The 20,549-nt window shown below is 60.4% G+C and carries 21 protein-coding genes; 6 read left to right on the top strand and 15 right to left on the bottom strand.

The annotated features are described in order from the left end of the window. The first annotated feature begins 14 nt into the window (after positions 1-14). Entirely contained in the window at positions 15-1,016 is a 1,002-nt protein-coding gene (locus ABK249_RS00685) for a Gfo/Idh/MocA family protein (protein ID WP_348861919.1), read from the top strand. A gap of 7 nt (positions 1,017-1,023) precedes the next feature. Here the strand turns inward: ABK249_RS00685 and ABK249_RS00680 are convergent, their stop codons facing one another. From ABK249_RS00680 to ABK249_RS00660, 5 genes are all read right to left on the bottom strand, one after another. After that, complete coding sequence (locus ABK249_RS00680; RefSeq protein WP_348861918.1) at positions 1,024-1,341, bottom strand: BrnA antitoxin family protein; 318 nt, start codon at positions 1,339-1,341, stop codon at positions 1,024-1,026. Then, a complete protein-coding gene (locus tag ABK249_RS00675) occupies positions 1,332-1,586 on the bottom strand; it encodes a BrnT family toxin (RefSeq protein WP_348861917.1) in 255 nt (84 codons plus the stop codon). Before ABK249_RS00675 ends, ABK249_RS00680 begins: the two co-directional genes overlap by 10 nt. Before the next feature lie 81 nt (positions 1,587-1,667). Then, positions 1,668-2,768 (bottom strand): 3,4-dihydroxy-2-butanone-4-phosphate synthase, encoded by a 1,101-nt coding sequence (ribB, locus tag ABK249_RS00670; RefSeq protein WP_037158135.1) that lies wholly within the window; start codon positions 2,766-2,768, stop codon positions 1,668-1,670. 11 nt (positions 2,769-2,779) lie between these two features. Continuing rightward, positions 2,780-3,877, bottom strand: coding sequence for a chorismate synthase (gene aroC / locus ABK249_RS00665; RefSeq protein WP_348861916.1), 1,098 nt, complete (start codon positions 3,875-3,877; stop codon positions 2,780-2,782). Positions 3,878-4,005: 128 nt separating this feature from the next. After that, positions 4,006-7,101 (bottom strand): bifunctional diguanylate cyclase/phosphodiesterase, encoded by a 3,096-nt coding sequence (locus ABK249_RS00660; RefSeq protein WP_348861915.1) that lies wholly within the window; start codon positions 7,099-7,101, stop codon positions 4,006-4,008. 365 nt (positions 7,102-7,466) lie between these two features. Here ABK249_RS00660 and ABK249_RS00655 point away from each other — a divergent pair, with 365 nt between their 5' ends. Beyond that, a complete protein-coding gene (locus ABK249_RS00655; RefSeq protein ID WP_210049453.1) occupies positions 7,467-7,727 on the top strand; it encodes a DUF1344 domain-containing protein in 261 nt (86 codons plus the stop codon). A gap of 134 nt (positions 7,728-7,861) precedes the next feature. Here the strand turns inward: ABK249_RS00655 and ABK249_RS00650 are convergent, their stop codons facing one another. The 4 genes from ABK249_RS00650 to ABK249_RS00635 all read right to left on the bottom strand — a co-directional run bounded on the left by ABK249_RS00650 (position 7,862) and on the right by ABK249_RS00635 (position 11,311). Beyond that, positions 7,862-8,449, bottom strand: coding sequence for a histidine phosphatase family protein (locus ABK249_RS00650; RefSeq protein WP_348861914.1), 588 nt, complete (start codon positions 8,447-8,449; stop codon positions 7,862-7,864). A 21-nt stretch (positions 8,450-8,470) separates the two neighbouring features. Then, entirely contained in the window at positions 8,471-9,289 is an 819-nt protein-coding gene (gene fabI, locus ABK249_RS00645; RefSeq protein WP_348861913.1) for an enoyl-ACP reductase FabI, read from the bottom strand. 152 nt (positions 9,290-9,441) lie between these two features. Beyond that, on the bottom strand, positions 9,442-10,554 hold the full coding sequence (locus ABK249_RS00640; RefSeq protein WP_348861912.1) for a DnaJ C-terminal domain-containing protein: 1,113 nt from the start codon (positions 10,552-10,554) through the stop codon (positions 9,442-9,444). Positions 10,555-10,852: 298 nt separating this feature from the next. Beyond that, the gene (locus ABK249_RS00635) at positions 10,853-11,311 is read right to left on the bottom strand and encodes an RT0821/Lpp0805 family surface protein (protein ID WP_037158123.1); all 459 of its coding nucleotides are present in this window, start codon (positions 11,309-11,311) and stop codon (positions 10,853-10,855) included. Positions 11,312-11,368: 57 nt separating this feature from the next. On the opposite strand from ABK249_RS00635, the gene pdxH reads away from it, so the two are divergent. Continuing rightward, positions 11,369-11,989, top strand: coding sequence for a pyridoxamine 5'-phosphate oxidase (pdxH, locus tag ABK249_RS00630; protein WP_037158116.1), 621 nt, complete (start codon positions 11,369-11,371; stop codon positions 11,987-11,989). A gap of 62 nt (positions 11,990-12,051) precedes the next feature. Here the strand turns inward: pdxH and ABK249_RS00625 are convergent, their stop codons facing one another. Both ABK249_RS00625 and ABK249_RS00620 read right to left on the bottom strand, forming a co-directional pair. Continuing rightward, positions 12,052-13,122 (bottom strand): polysaccharide deacetylase family protein, encoded by a 1,071-nt coding sequence (locus tag ABK249_RS00625; protein ID WP_415926410.1) that lies wholly within the window; start codon positions 13,120-13,122, stop codon positions 12,052-12,054. 78 nt (positions 13,123-13,200) lie between these two features. Then, a complete protein-coding gene (locus ABK249_RS00620; protein WP_348861911.1) occupies positions 13,201-13,992 on the bottom strand; it encodes a sulfite exporter TauE/SafE family protein in 792 nt (263 codons plus the stop codon). A gap of 125 nt (positions 13,993-14,117) precedes the next feature. Between ABK249_RS00620 and ABK249_RS00615 the strand changes: the two genes are divergently transcribed. Next, positions 14,118-14,426, top strand: a complete 309-nt coding sequence (locus tag ABK249_RS00615; RefSeq protein WP_037158114.1) for a nucleoside triphosphate pyrophosphohydrolase family protein — start codon at positions 14,118-14,120, stop codon at positions 14,424-14,426. Here ABK249_RS00615 and ABK249_RS00610 read toward each other — a convergent pair. The 4 genes from ABK249_RS00610 to ABK249_RS00595 all read right to left on the bottom strand — a co-directional run bounded on the left by ABK249_RS00610 (position 14,407) and on the right by ABK249_RS00595 (position 17,524). Next, complete coding sequence (locus ABK249_RS00610) at positions 14,407-14,853, bottom strand: bleomycin resistance protein (RefSeq protein ID WP_348861910.1); 447 nt, start codon at positions 14,851-14,853, stop codon at positions 14,407-14,409. The two genes, ABK249_RS00615 and ABK249_RS00610, sit on opposite strands and share 20 nt — an antisense overlap. Then, positions 14,850-16,265: a metalloprotease TldD gene (gene tldD, locus ABK249_RS00605; RefSeq protein ID WP_348861909.1), complete on the bottom strand. Its 1,416-nt coding sequence runs from the start codon at positions 16,263-16,265 to the stop codon at positions 14,850-14,852. Before tldD ends, ABK249_RS00610 begins: the two co-directional genes overlap by 4 nt. A 79-nt stretch (positions 16,266-16,344) precedes the next feature. Continuing rightward, the gene (locus ABK249_RS00600; protein ID WP_227702090.1) at positions 16,345-16,839 is read right to left on the bottom strand and encodes a YcxB family protein; all 495 of its coding nucleotides are present in this window, start codon (positions 16,837-16,839) and stop codon (positions 16,345-16,347) included. 46 nt (positions 16,840-16,885) lie between these two features. Then, positions 16,886-17,524, bottom strand: coding sequence for an invasion associated locus B family protein (locus tag ABK249_RS00595; RefSeq protein WP_037159802.1), 639 nt, complete (start codon positions 17,522-17,524; stop codon positions 16,886-16,888). Positions 17,525-17,936: 412 nt separating this feature from the next. Between ABK249_RS00595 and coxB the strand changes: the two genes are divergently transcribed. Beyond that, entirely contained in the window at positions 17,937-18,821 is an 885-nt protein-coding gene (gene coxB, locus ABK249_RS00590; protein WP_227702091.1) for a cytochrome c oxidase subunit II, read from the top strand. A gap of 18 nt (positions 18,822-18,839) precedes the next feature. After that, on the top strand, positions 18,840-20,531 hold the full coding sequence (gene ctaD / locus ABK249_RS00585) for a cytochrome c oxidase subunit I (RefSeq protein ID WP_348861908.1): 1,692 nt from the start codon (positions 18,840-18,842) through the stop codon (positions 20,529-20,531). The last annotated feature ends 18 nt before the right edge of the window (positions 20,532-20,549 follow it).

Genomic DNA, 20,549 nt, shown 5'->3' with positions numbered 1-20,549 from the left:
CCGGGGAGGGGATGATGGCAAGGTTGAAGGTGGCGATGATCGGGCTCGGCATGGCTTCGGGACATCATGCCCGCGCGCTGCTCGACCTTTCCGACAGGATCGAATGCGTAGCGGCCTACAGCCGGAGCAATGCCCGGCGCGAAGCATTCGCCACGCAATATCCGATCCAGACGAGCGGCGACCTCGACGCGATCTTTGCCGACAGGACGATCGAGGTGGTGCTGATCCTGACGCCTCCGAACACCCATCTGGAGCTCGTCCGGCGGGCCGCGGAAGCCGGCAAGCACATTCTGCTCGAAAAGCCGCTCGATATCTCCTTTGCGCGCTCCGAAGCGATCGTCCGGACGGCGAGAGAAGCAAGCGTCTTGCTTGGCATGGTCCTCCAGAATCGCTTCCGATCGGCGGCCCTGAAGCTCGATGAGATCGTCAAGTCGGGGCGGCTGGGACAGTTGGTCGAAGCTTCGGCGGCGATCCGCAACTGGCGCCCCCAGAGCTATTACGATGTCGAAGGGCGAGGCACCCGCGCCCGCGACGGCGGCGGTGTATTGCTGACACAGGGCATCCACACGATCGACCTGCTTCTCAGTTTTGCCGGGACTCCCAAAGATGTCTCTTCCTTCGTCCGCGCCACGCCCATCCATACGATGGAGACGGAAGATCTGGTGACGGCCGCCTTCTCCTTCGAGAACGGCGCGATCGGCACGCTGAATGCCACGACCTGCGCCTATCCCGGCTTGGCCGAGCGCATCGAGTTGATCGGCACAAAGGGTGCGGCGGTCTTCACCGGCGACAAGCTAGAAGCCGCCTTCGTGGACGGCACGAGCGTCAGTGAAGGCGGCGAGAAGATTGGCAGCGGGGCAGGCGCCGATCCCATGGCTTTCGGCCACGAGATGCACCGGGCGCTGATGGGAAACTTCATCGAAGCTGTTCAAAACGGCGCAGCTCTCCGCGTCACGGGCGACGATGCACTGAAGGCCCACAGTTTCATCGAAGCGATCCTCGCGGCGAGCCGTTAGGGCGATGTCAGAGGCCTGCGGCCTTGCGCAGTTCCTCGGCCATCTTGGTACGCCAGTCCTTGCCCGACGCCTTGAATTTTGCAAGCACGTCCGGATCGAGCCTGAGCGTCACGGCAACCTTCGGCGCATCGACCCTGGGCCGTCCGCGGGCGCGACGCATCTCCTCGATCGCCTCGAAGAACTCGGACGGCATGACTTCGCGCGCCGGACGCATGCGTGCGAGTTCTTCATCGGTGAGCGGCGGGCTGTCAACCGCGTCCCAATCTTCTTTGGTGTAGCCGCGACCGGGCTGGAATTCCTTGAGAGTCTGACGCTTCACTGCCATGTCAGGAGCCTCTTTTCTTTTGGGTTAGCGGGCCGGAAGCTGATGATTGAAATGGCTTCAGTACCCAGCCTCACAAAAATGACAACCGCCGTGCCGTCCTCGAAATAGCCGATTGCCTTGGTGCGGCCGGAATGACTTCGCTCCATAACGGCCGTTTCCCAGTGGAAATAAGCAATGTCCTCAAAATCAAGACCATGCTTCTCGACATTCGCTATCCGCTTCGGCTCGTCCCAGACGATCTTCATATTATTCGTACACGAAAAATTGCCGCCCCTCAACAGAGCAGCAATCTAGCGCGAATAAAACCGAATGCAACTAAAAGGCGATCAGCAGATCACGGTCTCGGAAATCTTGATGCCGAAACCCTCGAGGCCGACATAGTGGCGCTCGCTGCGGGTCAGGAGCTTGATCGACGTGACGCCGAGATCCTTCAAAATCTGTGCACCAAGGCCGATTTCCAGCCATTCGCTTTCGCGCGCCTGTGCCTCTGCATGACCTTCCTGGTCGTGGCGCAGCTTGCGGCCATGATCCTTCTGGCCGACGCCGACGGAGCCTTCGCGCAGGTAGATGACGACGCCGCGCCCCTCTTCTTCAATCTTCGCCATGTAGCGGTCGAGCGGCCTCTGGGCACCGAAAACGTCGCGGGTGACGTTTTCGAGATGGAGCCGGACGGGAATGTCGACGCCGTCGCGAATATCGCCGAAGATCACCGCCACATGCTGCATCGGATCCCAGGGAAGAGAATAGGCATGTGCCTTGGCGTTGCCGTGCATGGTCTCGATGTCGAAACTGGACTGCAGTTCGATGAGAGTTTCCTTGCGCTGGCGGTATGCGATAAGATCGGCAACCGAAACCTGCTTCAACTCGTGCTTTGCGGCGAAGTCCGCAACCTGCTGACCGCGGGTCACGGTGCCGTCGTCGTTGACGAGTTCGCAGATCACGCCGACTGGCGGCAGGCCTGCGAGCTTGCAGAGGTCGACAGCCGCTTCCGTATGGCCGGAACGCATCAGAACGCCGCCTTCGCGGGCGATCAGCGGGAAGATGTGGCCGGGCCGTACAAAATCACCGGGGCCGACATTGGGATTGGCCAGATTGCGGACGGTGAGGGTCCTGTCCTCCGCTGAAATCCCGGTCGTCGTGCCGTGCTTGAAATCGACGGTGACGGTGAAGGCGGTCGTATGCGCGCTGTCGTTTTCGGCCACCATGGCGTTGAGATTGAGGCGCTTGGCCTCCTCGCGCGGCATGGGTGCGCAGACGATGCCGGAGGTATGGCGCACGATGAAGGCCATCTTGTCCGGCGTACAGTGAACGGCCGCCACGATCAGGTCGCCCTCGTTTTCTCGGTCGTCATCGTCGGTAACCACGACGATTTCGCCGGCTTCGAAGGCTCGGATGGCGTCGACGACGCGTTTCTGGTCATAGGCCATGGATGTCGTTCCTAAAGAGTGCGCCCGGTTTGTGCCCGATGGCGGAGATAGTGGTCGGCAACGGCGCACGCAACCATGGCCTCGCCGATCGGCACCGCACGAATACCGACGCAGGGATCGTGACGACCCTTGGTACGCACTTCGACATTGTTGCCGTCCGCATCGATCGAATGCCGTTCGGTGAGAATGGAGGAGGTCGGTTTGATCGCGAAACGGGCGATCACCGCCTCGCCGGTCGAGATGCCACCGAGAATACCTCCGGCGTGATTGGAGAGAAAGATCGGCTTGCCGTCATTGCCCATGCGCATCTCGTCGGCATTCTCCTCGCCGGAAAGTTCCGCTGCAGCAAAACCCTCGCCGATCTCCACACCCTTGACCGCGTTGATGGACATCAGAAGACCGGCGATATCCTGATCGAGCTTGCCGTAGATCGGAGCACCGAGACCGGCGGGCACACCTTCGGCGATCACTTCCACCACCGCGCCGATCGACGAACCTGCCTTGCGGATCGAATCCAGATATTCCTCCCAGACCGGCACGATCTGGGCATCGGGGGAAAAGAACGGATTCTGGCCGACCTGCTCCCAATCCCAGTTGGCGCGGTTGATCCGGTGCTTGCCGATCTGGATCAGCGCGGCGCGGACATTGAGCCCCGGAACAACCTTGCGGGCGAGCGCTCCTGCCGCCACGCGGGCAGCCGTCTCGCGGGCGGACGAGCGTCCGCCGCCGCGATAGTCGCGGATGCCGTATTTCACGTCATAGGTATAGTCCGCGTGTCCCGGGCGGTAGCGGCGGGCGATCTCGCCATAATCCTTGGAGCGCTGGTCGGTATTTTCGATCAGCATGGAAATCGGCGTGCCGGTTGAGATCATCGTCTCACCGTCCTCATCCATCATTACGCCGGATAGCACTTTGACGATATCGTCCTCGCGCCGCTGGGTCACGAAGCGCGACTGGCCGGGCTTTCGCTTGTCCATCCATGCCTGGATTTCGGCTTGGGTGAAGCGAATGCCGGGCGGGCAGCCGTCAACGACGCAGCCGAGCGCCGGACCATGGCTCTCACCCCAGGTGGTGACGCGGAAAAGGTGACCGAACGTGTTATGCGACATGACGTTATAACCGGCTATGGCGGAGTTGGCCTCCCGCCGACTGCTGACGCGGCTGTCATATGGAAAAGGCGGCCATGCGACAAGCTTTTCTTGCGTGAACGGCTGCCGCCGACGGGTGAACGATGTGTCTATGCGGCGGCTTTCCGCCAGCCGGCGAGTGCGGCTTGCGTGAAGTCGCTGAAGGAAAGCGGCCGGGAGAACGCGTAGCCCTGCAGCAGGTCGCAACCGAGTTCGCGCAACAGGCTCGCATGTTGCATCGTTTCCACGCCTTCCGCCACGGTCTCGACCCCGAGCGACCGGGCGATGTCGATGATGGAACGGACGAGCGCGCGTTCCTGCGGCGAGCTCAGGATCGGCATGACAAGCTGGCGGTCGATCTTGAGACGCTTCGGCTTCAGCTTCAGAAGGCTGACGATCGACGTGTGGCCCGTGCCGAAATCGTCGATCTCGATATCGATGCCAAGTTCCTTGATGCGTTCGAGATTGCGGGTCGCCGAGTCTTCGCTTTCGTCGAGAAAGATCGATTCAACCAGTTCGAAGGAAATTTCGCCAGGCTCGATCTGCAGGGCCTTCAGCGTGTCGATCAGCGTCTCGTCATGCAGCCTTTTGGAGGAAACATTGACGGAAACCTTGGGGATCCTGATGCCGAGCGCAATCCAGCGCAGTTTGTCCTTCAAGACGGTCTCGAGCACGATCTGGTCAAGCGTCGCCGAGACGTTGAGGTCCTCGGCGATTTTCAGGAACCGATCGGGGGTGAGGATTCCGTGATACGGGTGATTCCAGCGGATGAGAGCCTCCACCCCGGTGAACTCGTTGGTCCGGGCGCAGAATTGCGGCTGGTACCAGGTTGCGAACTCGTAGTTGTCGATGCCTGCAAGCACTTCGTCGGCGGTCCGCTTCTGATTGACGATCTCGGCCTGCAGGTTCTGCGTGAAGAATTCATAGCGGTTGCGGCCCATGCCTTTCGCCCGATAGAGCGCGATGTCGGCGTTGACCAGGGTGCGGCGCGCGTCGACATTCAGGCCGCTCGCCTGGGCAATCCCGATCGAGACGCCGCACCGACAGGAAAAGCCCTCGAAATCGATCGGCTGGTGGAATTCCGCGATGATGCGCTGGGCAAGCTGTGCCATCTGTTCGGCGCTGGAATTGCCGGAGGCAAGGATAACGAATTCGTCGCCGCCGATGCGTGCAACCACATCCGAGCCGCGGACGTTGCGCGACAGGATGTGTGACGCATGCACCAGCATGGCGTCGCCAGCCGCGTGGCCGAGCGTATCGTTGATCTGCTTGAAGCGGTCGAGATCGAGATGCAGGATGGAGAATTTCTGCCGCTCGTTCTGGCTGGAACGTGACAGACGATCGAGTTCCATGTCGAGCTTGCGGCGATTGGCAAGCAGTGTCAGCGGGTCGTGCAGCGAATTGTGCTCGATACGGCTCTTGGCGAGTTCCAGCTCGGCGTTCTTGGCGTCGGCTTCATCTTTGGCGGCCTTGAGCTGCTGGGTGAGGATCGCGTCCTGGGTGACGTCGAAGGCGATACCGACGACCTTTTTCGTTCCGTCACGAGTCACATGCAGCTTGCCGATCGAGCGGATATAGCGGATGGAGCCGTCCGGCTGCGGAACACGGGCGACAAGCGGATCGGGGCGGAAGCTGCCCGCAAAATGATAGGAGGTCCGCTTGGCCCTTTCCCGATCTTCGGGGTGGAGGAGGTTGATCCACTGATCGGCATGGATGCCGCCGTTTGCAAATGGAATGCCATGCAATTGGCACATCCGCTCATCCCAGATCTCGACATGCGTGACAGGGTTGGATTCCCATATGCCGCAATTGGAGGAGGCAAGTGCGAGATCGAGCTTGGTCGAGAGCTCTTCCAGTTCCTGCTCGCGGTTCGATAGTTCATCGAGGGCGAGTTCCAGCTCGGCGTTCTTGATGTCGGTGTTTTCCTTGGCGTTCCGCAGCGTCTGCGTCATCACCATGTCGGCAGTCACGTCCCAGACGATGCCTGTGGTGCGGTGGGTGCCATTGGCGTGGCGATAGTTCGCTCCGGCCGATCGTAGATATCGCAAGGCGCCATTCGGTAATTGCACGCGATAGACCTCGCTGCGCGGCGTGTTGCTGCAGGTGCAGTTGAAGAAGTGCGTTTCCGCCGCCGCCCGGTCTTCCGGAAAGATTGAGTTCAGCCAATCATTGAGGCGATTGCCTCCGCTGGCGGCATCCTTCCCGTGCAGCTTGGCGGCGCGTTCATCCCAGAAGAGATCGTGATTGTCGCCAGCCACCTCCCAGATGCCGATATTCGAAGCCTCCATGGCAAGGGTGAAGCGTTGCGAAAGTTCAAGGAGGTTAAGCTCGCGCGCTTTCAGCGCCGCAATATTGCGGTTGCGTTCTGAGATAAGCGAAGTCGCGACGAAGATCGGTATGATGATCGCAAGTGCGGCAAGCGCAATCCACAGCCGGACATGCAGTTGGTTCGGCGGTGCGATGTCCCAGCCGGAATAAGGGACTGCGAGCAAGGTCCAATTGGCGCCCTTCAACGGAACGGTCCATTCCATCGGGGATTGTTCATCGATGGAATCGTCCCCGTAGAAAGCAAAATATCCGGGTTTGTCGGCGTCGCGCAGAACCACGTTCAGCCATCCGAGATCGATGAGGTTCGGGCTTAGGGCCGAGTCCGGAGAGAAAGTGACGCCGGAGGCTTCCATGAGCCCTTTCTTGTCAATGAGGACCGCGATCGCGCCCCAAAGATCCGCACTTTCATCTTCCGTGGCCACCGGCACGACCAACGTGAGATGGTTTTCCTGCGTGCCGCTCAGCAGAGAGACCCGGTCGCGGCCTGCGACCGATTTCAGATCGTTTGCAAGACGAGGAAGATCGATGTCGCCGATCGTCTCCGACGCGCCATCGATGATGCCCTCGCGGGTGACGACTTGGCCGAGACGGAATTCTGGCGCAATCGCGACCGCGGAAAAATGCCTCCAGTTTCGGAACGCCTTGTCGGCATAATTCTTGAAAGCGAGCGGCGAGCCTTGTGCATCGTTCCTCAATGCGTGAACAAGATGGTCGGCCGTCATGGCGTCGGTCTCGATGCGGGATGCGAGTCGCTGCGCCAGGAGGCCTGCCACCTTTTCCGTCGTCGCCCGCAATTCGCTGCGATGGTCTTCAGTGTGGCGCCGGTCAATGATAACGCCGATCACAATCACCAGCAGCGCGATGACGAATGCGATCATTGTAGGGGCCTTGGTGCTCCGAAAAGGGCGCAGGGATCTGGAAACGGACGGAAGCCGGAATTTCAATCGCGCAGACCTCTTCGTTAACCTCTGTGATATGGAGAAAAGCCTATTGGAAGGGAGTTAATTTCCGATTGCACAGCAACCTGGAAACCTCGTGGCCTTTTGCCGCCGGAAATACTTCACTCGATCTGACGGAAATTGTGCAGTCCGGCCGCAAGGTGCCGCCAGAATCTTGAAAAGCGTTAACTATCAGGTCATTACTTGTACCGAAAATGTCATGGTGGCGGGCGATTTTCGCCACAATCCGGGGGCTATCTGTGCATCGAAACAAAACAACCTCGACTTCGCCAAAGGCACCGACGATGCGTATCCTGATTGCTGCTCTGCTTACCACGGCCAGCATCTTTTCACCCTTGAACAGCTGGGCGCAAAGCGCGGATGTCGAGGCGACGATCAAGTCGGTGGATACGAAGGCGTACAGCCTGACGTTGGATGACGGAAAGACCTACAAGGTGCCGGAAGAATTCAACTTCGAAGGGTTGGAGGCAGGCGTGAAGGTGTTGGTTTTCTACACCGTCGTGGATGGCAATCGGGTTGTCGACGATCTGGAAGTCGTCCAGTAAGCCGAAAACATCAGAAAAGAGTAATTTGAAATATATTTCGAAGATTGCAGCATCTGCCGGCAATCGGGGTCGATTTTAGAAATGCACAACGTGCAGCTTTGTAGGTGGGAGCTACCTTTCCGGGCGCAGATGCGCTAAAACCACTCCATACGGCTATGGTCCGTATCGATCCTGAGGATCCGGTCCTGCGGGGTCGGGGCGGCGGCTGCGTCATCCTCGGCAAGGTTGCCGACCAGCCGGAAGAGCGACCGGATGACGCCGCCGTGACTGATGCAGACGGTCGGGCCATCGACGGATTGCAGCCATGCGCCGATCCGCCAGCAGAGGATTTCATAGCTTTCGGCGGTCGTTCCCGGCGGGATGAAGCTCCACTTCTCTCGCGTCCGGGCACGCTTGCGATCCGGAGACATACGGCTGATTTCCTTGAGCGTATGCCCTTCCCAATCGCCAAAGGAAAGTTCCCTCAGCCGCTCGTCGATTTGATACGCCTCGGGATCGAGGCCCATGGCGGCGCGAAGGAGTTCCATGGTTTCGCGGGTACGCGACAGGGGGCTTGCGACGAAGGCAAAACCCTCCGCCGCGCCGATCATTTCACGCAACCGCTCGCCGTTGCGCACCGCCTGCGACCGACCGAGCGCATTGAGCGGGATGTCTTTCTGGCCTTGAAGCCGCCCTTCGGCATTCCAGTCCGTCTGCCCGTGGCGGATCATGTAGATGAGCACGGCAAACGTCCTGAAAGCCGGTCAGTCCTTGATGACCGAGATGTCGGGCGCGTCGACGGCCTTCATGCCGACGACATGGTAGCCGCTGTCGGCATGGTGGGTTTCGCCGGTGACCGAGCGGGAGAGGTCGGAAAGCATGTAGAGTCCTACATCGCCCACTTCCTCGATGGTGACGGTGCGGCGCAGCGGCGCATTATATTCGTTCCACTTGAGGATGTAGCGGAAGTCGCCGATGCCGGAAGCGGCCAGCGTCTTGATCGGGCCGGCGGAAATGGCGTTGACGCGGATATTCTTGGGCCCGAGGTCGACCGCCAGATATTTGACGCTCGCTTCCAGCGCGGCTTTGGCGACACCCATGACATTGTAGTTCGGCATGACCTTTTCCGCGCCGTAATAGGTGAGCGTCAGCATCGCGCCGCCATCGGTCATCAGCTTTTCCGCCCGCCGTGCGACGGAGGTGAAGGAATAGACCGAGATCTGCATCGTCTTGGCGAAATTTTCCGCCGATGTGTCGACGTAACGGCCGGTCAGCTCGTCCTTGTCGGAAAAGCCGATCGCGTGCACGAGGAAGTCGATCTTTCCCCAGTGCTTTTCGAGGTTTTCGAAGACCGCATCGACGGTCGATTCATCGCTGACATCGCAATGGCCAGCCATATAAGCGCCAAGTTCGGCGGCCAATGGTTCGACACGCTTCTTCAGTGCATCACCCTGGTAGGTGAATGCGACTTCGCCGCCATGCTGATGAATGGCCTTGGCAATGCCCCATGCGATGGAACGGTTGTTCGCAACACCCATGATGATGCCGCGTTTGCCTGCCATGAGGCCGGAAGCCTGAACCATGCCTAGTCCCCTGAAACTTTAGACGAATGCTGCCTATGACATAGGCAGCCCCAGCGTTCAAGCTGGCTTCATTCATCTCGTGTTAAAGGACGTAATCAAGGGTGCATAGCGGTGTAAACCGACGCGGAACTGTCATATTCGGGCGTAATCCGCTACACGTAGAGCCCGTGACGCATGTGCCGCATCAGGTCGGTGACCTTTTCGTTCGGCTTTTCCCACAGGATAATGCGCAGTTCGACGACGAGATCGCCGCGATCTCCGGCCTCATTATAGAGACCGAAACCGCTCAGCCTGATCGTCTGGTCGGAACCGGACCAGGCCGGAATGGTGATGCTGTGGTTGCCTTCGGGCGTCTCGACGGTTGCTTCTGCACCCAGCACGGCGTCCTCCAGAGAGATAGGCAGGACCGTACGGAGATCGAAACCTTCGATGCGGAACGCGGTGTCGTGGGCAACCTTGAGCGTGACGAGAAGATCGCCCGGTTTCATGCCGGCAAGTTTGATGCCTTGACCCTTGAGGCGTACCACTTGACCTTCGGTCATGCCCTTTTCCAGGGCGAATCGGACCTCGCGCTCGTCACTCAACTTGACCGTAACCCAGCTCTGCTTCAGCAGATCTTCGACGGTCACTATCGCGTCCACGGAGAAATCCGGCGCCTTTTCAGGAGCTGGAGAGGTGCCGCGGATGCGGCGTACGAGCGAGGCGATGAGGTCTACCGCCATGACCGGCAGGGGAGGTTTTTCGCCGTTCGGGTCGACTTTTGCCGTTTCGGCAGTATCGCCGGCAGCCTGTGCCGATCCTTTCGCCTGACCCTGGGCCCTCGCCTGATCGGCTGCGGCTGCACCGAAGATGCGTTCGATCACCTCCTCCGGTGTCTCTCCCGCCGAACCTGACTGATTCTGAGGCTGATCTTGAGATGATTGAGCTTGGGATTGGGCCCGCTGCGCGTTGGCGCGCGCCAGCTCCTCCATGATCTTTTCCGCATTGGCTTTGGCGGCTTTGGCGCGTTCGGCTGCTTCTTGCGCAGCCTGACGCTGCTGCAGGATCGTCTGCTGCATTTCAGCAGCACGATCGTAGCGCTTGCGCCGCTCGGGGTCCTTCAGGACCTCGTAGGCCTGGCCGATTTCGGCAAAACGGCTCGCCGCCGACGGATCATCCTGATTGTGATCGGGATGAAGCGTCTTTGCCTTGCTGCGCCAGGCCGATTTGATTTCAGTGGCGTCGGCATTGTGCTTCACGCCCAGAACGGAATAGGGATCACGCATTGTGGGACCACCGGTTACCTGAAGCGGCGGGCCCCCGCTTGATTCTTGGACCCTCCGATACTCGTCACAATTCCGACAGCCACTCGCCGGTTCTTCATGTTCCGGCAAATGGTCTGCTTGTTCGGTAGAAATCTAGGTCAAGACTCCTGAATCAGTAGTTACGCGACCAGGCTCGGTAGTTGTTAAGGTTAAGAAACCGTTTCGAGAGTGGTTCAGAGTTTCATGGAAGGAATTCTGTTCGTAGGTGCGCGCAGGCAAAGGCGGAATATCCCGGCGCGCGCCGTGAGGATGGCGCGGGCTATTGTCGGTCGAACGCGGTGAGCATCCAGTCTCCGCTGCCGGTAAGGCAGGCCTGTCCGGAAAACATTGCAACACCTTCATAGGAATGCCGCGTCGTCATGAAGTCGCGGCAGATATGCCCTTCATTCCGGGCTTCGCGGATCTGCGAGACGACGCCAGCGCTGCCGGTTGCGGTGTTCGCCCACGGAACCGATGCTTCGCCGAGCTTGGCGAGATCAGCGGAGGTTACAGCGTTGCGGACCGTCGCCTCGTCGGAGAGTGCTGCACCCGTATGCTGGGCCGTGCCGGGCACGGTGCCGGTCGCGATGGTGCGGTCGATCTTTTCCGCACTGCCGAAGAGATCCAGACTGCTGGTGCAGCCGGCAAGTGAGAGACCGATAAGGAGGATTGCGGTGAAGCGTTTGCTGAGGGCAAGGGACCTCTTTGTACGACTCTTCGACTTTGATATCACTACCACCTTGCATCCTGTCCGATGGAGAAGCTTCGGGCACTTTTCGGGAGTATTTTAGTCAATATGTCTGAAAGCGAGTTAACAAGTGGTGACTTCACCGAGGAGACCGAACCTTTCGCACTGTTCGGAACCTGGCTGAAGGACGCGGAGCGTACGGAGCTCAATGATCCGAATGCCGTCGCCGTGGCGACCGTGGATGAATTCGGCATGCCCAATGTCCGCATGGTCCTTCTGAAGGGTTATGACGAGAACGGTTTTGTCTTCTATACCAATTTCGAAAGCCAGAAGGGCCGTGAAATTCTCGCAAACAGGAAGGCGGCGATGTGTTTCCACTGGAAATCGTTGCGCCGCCAGGTGCGCCTGCGGGGCGAGGTGGAGGTGGTGAGCGACGCCGAGGCCGATGCCTATTATGCATCGCGCGCCCGTGGCAGCCGGATCGGCGCCTGGGCGTCGAAACAGTCCCGGCCGCTCGAAGGCCGTTTCGCGTTGGAAAAGGCGGTTGCCGAATATACGGCCAGGTACGCGATAGGAGACATTCCCCGCCCGCCTTACTGGTCCGGTTTCCGCATCAAGCCCGTTTCGATCGAGTTCTGGCACGACCGCCAGTTCCGCCTGCACGATCGAATCGAGTTCCGCCGCCCTGTACCGGGCGGTCCCTGGGAGAAGGTGCGGATGTATCCGTGAGACGCATGTTGCCCGAAAACGGAACTGGTTTCGGGATAACGACATGTGGGAAGATGGAAGCGTTATCGCCCGAGCGCGAAGGGTATCCCGGAGGCGAGTGCCGAGACATATCGCGGCTGCTGGTAATAACCGTTGAGCGAGATGCGCGGCAGGGCGGTCAGCCGGTTCGCATATTTTTCGCAGAGCGTGCCGGGCTGCGTCGTCACCGCGACCGAGAAGCCGAGTTCGCGCGCGATCATGGAGTCGCGTTCCGATACGGCCAGACGCGTGCCGTAGGGATAGGCGATCGCCTTTGGGCGCTCGCCTGTCAGCGCCTCCACATAATCTGCCGATTGCCGCATTTCATCGCTGGCTTCCTCCAGGGAAAGACGGGCGACCGCCCGGTGGCTCAGCGTATGCGCGCCGAGCGAGGCGAGCGGATGCGCGGCGAGCGCCCTGAGTTCCTGAGCGTCCATGGTGAGATCGGCGGTGATTTTCAGCGGATCGATGCCGTGCCTGCGCGCCAGCGCGTCGATGTTGGAGACGGCAATCGCCTCTTCGGTCTCCTCGACATATCTGGAGAAGCGGTCGAAGGCATCGAATTTCAGGGCTTCCGAGGTCAGGCCCGTGATCTTGGCGCCATGTCCGAAATCGAAGGAGATTTCCCGCTCCCGGCCGAGCAGTTCGGCAAGCGTTTCCCACCAAAGCGAATGGGTGCGCTCGGCAAATCCGCGTGTGACGAAGACCGTGAAGGGCACGCCATGGCGCGCGAAGACGGGCAGCGCGTATTCGGCATTGTTCCTGTAGCCGTCGTCGAGCGTGAAGGCGGCAAAGGGCTGTTTCGTCGGACCGGCGAGGCGCGACGGGATATCCGCAAGAGGGATGAATTCGTAGCCCTCCGCAAAGAGCCGCTCGATGGCGTCATTTAAGAAATCCGGCGTGACTTCGAGATGCTCGCTCGGCTGCAGTGGACGCGTCCTTTTCGGCCGGACGTGATGGAGGGTGAAGATCGCGCCGCGCCCGCGCGCGTTCGGCATCATTCCGGCCCGCGCGAGAGCCGCAGCCATATCGAGGCCGCCGGCGACCAGCCGGCGTTTGACGTCCCGGCGCCAGAGCGCCTGCAGCCTCCGCTTCTTATGCCCCACTGAGATCACGCCCGTATTCTTTGCGAATGGCGCGACCCTACGCGCGGACCTGTTAAGCCTTGCTGAAGAATGAAATGCAGAATCCTGTCAGGGACGGAACGCGTCGAAGAGAGGCAGGCCGACGATGGCAGCGATCGCGATCAGCAGAAAACAGATGCGCCGGAATGTCGCTTCGGATGCGAAACCGAAGAGCTGCGAGCCGGCAGCGAGGCCAAGGCCATAGCCCGGCCCGGCAATCAGTGCCATGGCCAGGACCTCCACGGTGAGCAGGCTTCCGACGATGTAGGAGGTCGCTGAAATCACCGTCGCCAGCGCGAAATAGACCACGAGGTTGGCGCGTACCGTCAGCGGTGGAATGGCGCCACCCAGCCAATAGGCGACGACCGGTGGGCCGGACATCTGCGCGGCCCCGCCGAAAAGTCCGGCGAGTGCCCCCACGCCGATTGTCAGCGGCGTCTTTGGCTTGCCGTGATAACGCCAGCCGGAGATCAGGAAAACGAGCAGGCAGAGCACGACGACCGAGATGATCCAGCGCAGCGTCACGGAAGGCAGAAGAGCCAACAACGCCGTGCCCGCCGGAACGCCCACCAGCGCGCCGATCAGCATCGTATAGACTTCGCGCCGGTTGGCCCGTCTCCAGCCGTCCGGCAGCATGCCGAGCGTCATCGTCCCGTCGATGACGAGGAGCAACGCGGAGGCGATTTTCGGGCTCGTGGCGGCGCTGGCGAGCGGGACGAAGATCAGCGCACCGCCGAAGCCGGAGAATCCGCGCGCCAGACCCGCGATCAGCGCCGCCAGGAAGACGAAGGCGAGTTCGGCGGGTCCATGGCCCGGAAGCCATGATTCCAGAAAGGCGGCGACCGGGGAGGGCGAGTTCATGGGAAGGCCGTCATGCGGATTCGTGCGATGGCCTGCACCTGTCGGGATTTGCACCGGGGTGTCAAGCAACACTCTGGACAAGGATCACGAATCACCGCCTCCTTCTGGCACAAAAGGAGAACGTTATGCTGGAGAGACTTGCCGGCCAGTTCGAGGCCGCATCTGCCGCTTATGTCGAAACCCACGGCATCGAGCGCGACCCCGATTGGTTTGTCCTGAAACTGCAGGAAGAAGTGGGTGAACTCACCCAGGCCTGGAATCGCGCGACCGGCCGCGGCCGCAAGAAGGGGCGGAGCGAGGACGACCTCAATCGCGATCTTGCCGACGAGACCGCCGATCTCCTCGGGCATATCCTGCTTTTTGCCCGCAACAACCGGATCGATCTTGCCGCGGCGATTGAACGGAAATGGCTGTTCAGGCTGGATGCCGAGTGAGCGGGCGCTCACCAAGATCCTCGAAGAGCCGAAGGAGATAGCCGTCCGGATCGGCGATGATGAACTGGCGGTTGCCGGCCTCGTTCTTCTCGCGGCGATACCATTTCTCTTCGGGATCGAGGTAGAGTGAGACTCCGGCGGTTTCGAGCCGGGCGAGGATCGGGTCGAGCGCCGGAACCTCGATCTGCAGGTTGAGCCCGCGTCCATACGGATATTCGCGTGGTGCTCCGGCTATATCGAAATCCCGGCCGATGCCGATCTGATCGATCATCAATTGCGCCTCGTCGAGCGCCAGGAAAGCAAAACCTTCTTCCGGCCGATCGTAGACGACTGAAAAACCAATCAAATCACAATAGAAATCTCGGCTTTTCCTCCAATCGCTGACGGAAAGCTCGGGGATCAGCGCATTGGAACGATGCGGCGTCACGCCTTCGTGCCGCCGACCGTCACCTGGTCCATCCTCAGGTGCGGTTGGCCGACGCCGACCGGAACCCATTGGCCACCCTTGCCGCAATTGCCGATGCCGGTGTCGAGCTTCATGTCGTTGCCGACCATGGAGACGCGCTTCATCGCATCCGGACCGTTGCCGATCAGCATGGCGCCCTTGATAGCAGGGCCGATCCTGCCGTCTTCGATCATGTAGGCCTCGGTGCAGCCGAACACGAACTTGCCGGAGGTGATGTCCACCTGGCCGCCGCCGAAGGATACGGCGTAGATGCCCTTCTTCACCGACGCGATGATTTCTTCCGGCGTTTTGTCGCCGCCGAGCATGTAGGTGTTGGTCATGCGCGGCATCGGCACATGGGCATAACCCTGCCGGCGGCCGTTGCCGGTCGGCTTCATGCCCATCAGCCGGGCATTCTGGCGGTCCTGCATGTAGCCGACGAGCTTGCCGTTTTCGATCAGCACGTTATAGCCGGAGGGCGTACCCTCGTCGTCGATGGTGAGCGAGCCGCGGCGATTATCGATCGTGCCGTCGTCGACGACCGTGACGCCGGGTGCGGCGGCCATCTCACCCAGAAGACCGGCGAAAGCCGAGGTCTTCTTGCGGTTGAAATCGCCTTCCAGCCCGTGTCCGACCGCTTCGTGCAACATGACGCCCGGCCAGCCGGAGCCGAGCACGACGTCCATCGTGCCGGCCGGCGCATCGATTGCGGTCAAGTTCACAAGCGCCTGACGCAGCGCCTCGTCGGCGCCTGTCTGCCAGTTGCCTTCCGTCACGAAATCGCCGAAGCCGATGCGTCCACCGGTGCCGAAGGAGCCGCTCTCCTGCCGGTCGCCTTCGCCGACGACGACAGAGATATTGATGCGGGTCATCGGGCGGATATCCTGCACCCGATGGCCGTCGGCACGCAGGATGTCGACCACCTGCCAGCTTGCGGAAACGGTGGCGGTCACTTGCCGCACCTTGTCGTCCTTGTTGCGCAGATAGGCATCGATATCCGTCAGAAGCTTGACCTTCTCTTCGAAGCTTGGGGATCCGATCGGGTTCTCGTCGCCGTAGTATTTCTTGTTGGTGCGCTGAGGGGCGGCGGCATAGGAGCCGGCATAACCGGCGGTGACGGCGCGGACTGCATCCGAGGCGCGTGAAAGGGCAGCTGCGGACAATTCGCCCGCATGCGCGTAACCCACAGCCTCACCGGCGACCGCCCGTAGACCAAATCCCTGGTCTGTATTGAATGAACCGCCCTTCAGCCGGCCGTTGTCGAACGTGAGTGATTCTGCCTGGGCGTGCTCCACGAAAAGCTCGCCGTCGTCGGCGCCGGACAGCGTTTCGGAAAGGATCGAACGCAGCTTCGTCTCGTCGCAGTCGAAAAGGTTGAGAAGATCGGTGTTCATAGATGCTCCTTGGGCGTCGCTGCGAAAGACGCGCGCGCTCTCCCGTCCGATGTAGGTCCGGGGCGGGGGCGAAGCAAGTCTATCTTCGAACTGAACGCGCGCTCAGATAGGCCTGGGCCTCTTTCGGCATGGTTTCGCGCGGCAGGATGTTGAAGGCGTTTGAGCCGCTGAAGAGCATGAAGGAACGCGGACGCTCCCAGATTTCGGTGACATTGCGCCAGGTGAGGTTTCCGGTGCCGAGATCGGAGGCGATGCCGAAACCTTCCGCGTCGATACTCACATCCGCGCGACGGTCTTTCATCCGTCCGTAGCGGCCGAATGCATTGGCGGAATGGGCGCGCCAGACGATGGCGCTGAAAAGTGCCGGAAAGCAGGCTACGACGACTGCCAGGATGGCGAGCGTGAAATTGCCCTGCAGGAGCAAGACAAGACAGGCCACCAGCATCAGCGCAGCCGCGCCCCACTTCATCTTCTGCTCGCGCACGGTACGTTGGATGACGAAGGCGCGCACCGCATCGCGCACGACCTCGTCATCGAAACGGACGGGGAAGTGATGGCTGCCCTGCAGTTCCATGAGCCGTCGTCCCAGTGCGCGTATTCACTTTATTATTATACGCCGCTCAGGGGAGCGCGTCGTAGCCTTCGCCGAAGCCGGTAAGCTCGATTGGAATCCCGACGCGATCCTGGTCCGCCGATTCGCGCAGCGCGAAGACGGCGTTTTTGCCGGCGCGCAGGATGCGCATCAGCTCGTCGTCGATTTCCACCTCCACATAGCAGCCTTCCGAGAAGCAGCGGGTGAAATAGGCGCGGCCGATATTGTTGTTGTCCACATAAAGTTCCATGCCATCCTTCAAGAGCACGCCGAGCGGTGCCAGGATGCGAAGGATCTTCGCCTTCCGGTCGGCTGTCTTCAGCACGACGACCGAGAGGCCGACCTCCGGCCGGTCCTCGGCGATCACGTTCTGCATCAGTGCACACTGCTCGGCGGAGGCGCCCGCCGGTCGGTCACAGATGATCGACCAGGCGCCGTGATTCTCCCGGACATTGCCTGCTGGTGGTTGAGGCTTCTGGGCCGGCGGCTGCTGGGTCCCCGTGCCGTTTGGGGCAGAGGGAGCTGCTTGCGGCGCCGGTTGCCGGGTGGAGTCCTGCGACGGCTGTGGCATTGGCCGCGGACCGGGCTGCTGCGCAAATGCCGGAAGCGATGTAGCCGCTGCAAGCATCACGGCAAGACCAGCGCGGATCAGGGAGGGACGACCCATGGAAACCTCTGAAAGACGAATCAGTGCGGCTATTCTTGACGTCCACCAGACGAATTGAAAAGCCCCGCCGTCTTTCCAGCCGAGTACGGCGAAAATGGGACCCATAGTGCGATGTGATGTCTTGCTGATTCACGCACAAAGAAATCACCGGATTCTGGTGATAAAACGATCCGGTGGCATGCCGGGAAATGTTGAGATTTCCGCAAATACAAGACGGGCGCCGGAAATCCGGCTCGGCCGAACCTAGTCTTTTGCCACGATTCAAGGGTTTCCGGGAGGCGCAAAAATGCCGCACGGGCTTTTCCCGCCAGATATTGCGGCGGCAGGCAAACTGTGATTGAAGCAGACCGTATATAGCTTGGATTCTGCGTTCGGTTTGTCCTAGATCAAACGCATGGGGAGAAATGTAGTGATGAACAGAGCTTATGCAGTGATGACGGCGCTCATCTGTCTGCTCTTTGCTTCTGCCGGGTATGCGGCCCAGCCGCATCCGTGGCAGATAGACCTTCAGGCGCCCGCGACGCCGATCATGCACCAGATCAGGTGGTTCGAGCATTATACGCTCTGGTTCATCGTGCCGATCACGCTCCTGGTCCTGGCGCTCATCCTCGTTGTGGTGGTGAAGTTCCGGTCGAGTGCCAATCCCGTGCCGTCACGCACCAGTCACAATACGATGATCGAGATCGTCTGGACGCTCGGCCCGGTCCTCGTCCTCTTCTTCCTCGCCATCCCCTCCTTCAACCTTCTGAACGCCCAGCTTGAGCTTCCGGATGCGGACATGACGGTAAAAGCCACTGCCACCCAATGGCAGTGGAACTATGAATATGAAGGTAGCGAGAACCCGGTCGCCTTCGACAGTTTCATGTTGAAGGAAGAAGATCGCACCGCTGCCGGCAAGACGGATGTCGCCGCTTATCCGCGCCTGCTTGCCGTGGATAACGAAATGGTCGTTCCGGTCGGCAAGACGATCCGCTTGCTGGTGACCGCCGCGCCGTCGGACGTCATTCATGCCTTCGCGATGCCGGCCTTCGGCCTCAAGATCGACGCCGTTCCGGGTCGTTTGAACGAGACCTGGTTCAAGGCCGAGAACGAAGGTCTTTATTATGGTCAATGCTCCGAGCTTTGCGGCAAGGATCATGCCTTCATGCCGATCGCCATCCGTGTTGTCTCTGAAGACAGGTATAATGCCTGGCTTGCGCAGGCAGGGAGCGATCTTCCAGGTGCGAACAAGGCCCTGATGGCTGCGGTCGACAGGCCTGCCGGCAATCTCGCGGTTGCGGCAAACGAATCCAAGTAATCAGGAGGAGTGAGAACAATGGCATCCGCTCACGACGATCACGCTCATGCTCGCACCTCTCACGATGCGCATGCTCACGACGATCATCATTCCCATAAGCCGGGCTTCGCTGCCCGCTGGTTCTTCTCGACGAACCACAAGGACATCGGCACGCTCTATCTGATCTTCGCGATCATGGCGGGTATCATCGGCGGCCTTCTCTCTGTCGCCATGCGTATGGAACTGCAGGAGCCGGGCATCCAGATTTTCCATGGCCTGGCTTCGATGGTCTATGGCTTCGAAGGTGACGCCGCGATCGACGGCGGCAAGCACATGTTCAATGTGTTTACGACTGCTCACGCGCTGGTCATGATCTTCTTCATGGTCATGCCGGCAATGATCGGCGGTTTCGCCAACTGGATGGTTCCGATCATGATCGGTGCGCCGGACATGGCCTTCCCGCGTCTGAACAACATCTCCTTCTGGCTGCTTCCGCCTGCCTTCCTCCTGCTGCTTCTTTCGATGTTCGTTGAGGGACCGGCCGGCGCCTATGGTGCAGGCGGGGGCTGGACGCTCTACCCGCCGCTCGCGACCGCGGGTCATCCCGGCCCGGCGATCGACCTCGCGATCTTCTCGCTCCACATTGCGGGTGCGTCCTCGATTCTCGGTGCGATCAACTTCATTACCACGATCCTGAACATGCGCGCTCCGGGCATGACGCTGCACAAGATGCCGCTTTTCGCCTGGGCTGTTCTGATTACCGCCTTCCTGCTCCTTCTCTCGCTGCCGGTTCTGGCAGGTGGCATCACCATGCTTCTGACCGACCGCAACTTCGGCACGACCTTCTTCGCGCCGGAAGGCGGCGGCGATCCGATCCTTTACCAGCACCTGTTCTGGTTCTTCGGTCATCCGGAAGTCTACATCCTGATCCTGCCCGGCTTCGGCATCATCAGTCACATCATCTCGACCTTCTCCAGAAAGCCGGTCTTCGGTTATCTCGGCATGGCCTATGCCATGGTCGCGATCGGCGCCGTCGGCTTCATCGTCTGGGCCCACCACATGTACACGGTCGGCCTGTCGCTCGATGCGCAGCGCTACTTCGTCTTCGCGACGATGGTCATCGCGGTTCCGACCGGCATCAAGATCTTCTCTTGGATTGCGACGATGTGGGGCGGCTCGCTGACCTTCCGCACGCCGATGGTCTGGGCGATCGGCTTCATCTTCCTGTTCACCGTCGGCGGTGTCACGGGCGTCCAGCTCGCCAATGCCGGCCTCGACCGTTCGCTGCATGACACCTATTACGTCGTGGCACACTTCCACTACGTCCTGTCGCTCGGCGCGGTCTTCGCCATCTTCGCGGCCTGGTACTACTGGTTCCCGAAGATGTTCGGCTACATGTACAACGAATTCATCGGCAAGCTGCATTTCTGGATCATGTTCGTGGGCGTGAACCTCGTGTTCTTCCCGCAGCATTTCCTCGGTCTCGCCGGCATGCCGCGCCGCTACATCGACTATCCTGATGCCTTTGAGGGTTGGAACTACGTTTCCTCGATCGGTTCCTACATCTCCTTCGTCGGCGTGCTGATCTTCCTCTTCGGCGTCTGGGAAGCCTTCGCCAGGAAGCGAGTCGCCGGCGATAATCCCTGGGGTGAGGGTGCCACCACGCTCGAATGGCAGCTTTCCTCGCCGCCGCCCTACCACCAGTGGGAGCAGCTGCCGCGCATCCGCTGAGCGGCTCGAACTTGAGAG

The sequence above is a fragment of the Neorhizobium phenanthreniclasticum genome (genome assembly GCF_040066075.1).
Classification (GTDB): Bacteria; Pseudomonadota; Alphaproteobacteria; order Rhizobiales; family Rhizobiaceae; genus Neorhizobium; species Neorhizobium petrolearium.
The sequence above is the reverse complement of the archived record's forward strand: the minus strand, read 5'-3'. Positions and strand labels throughout refer to the sequence as shown.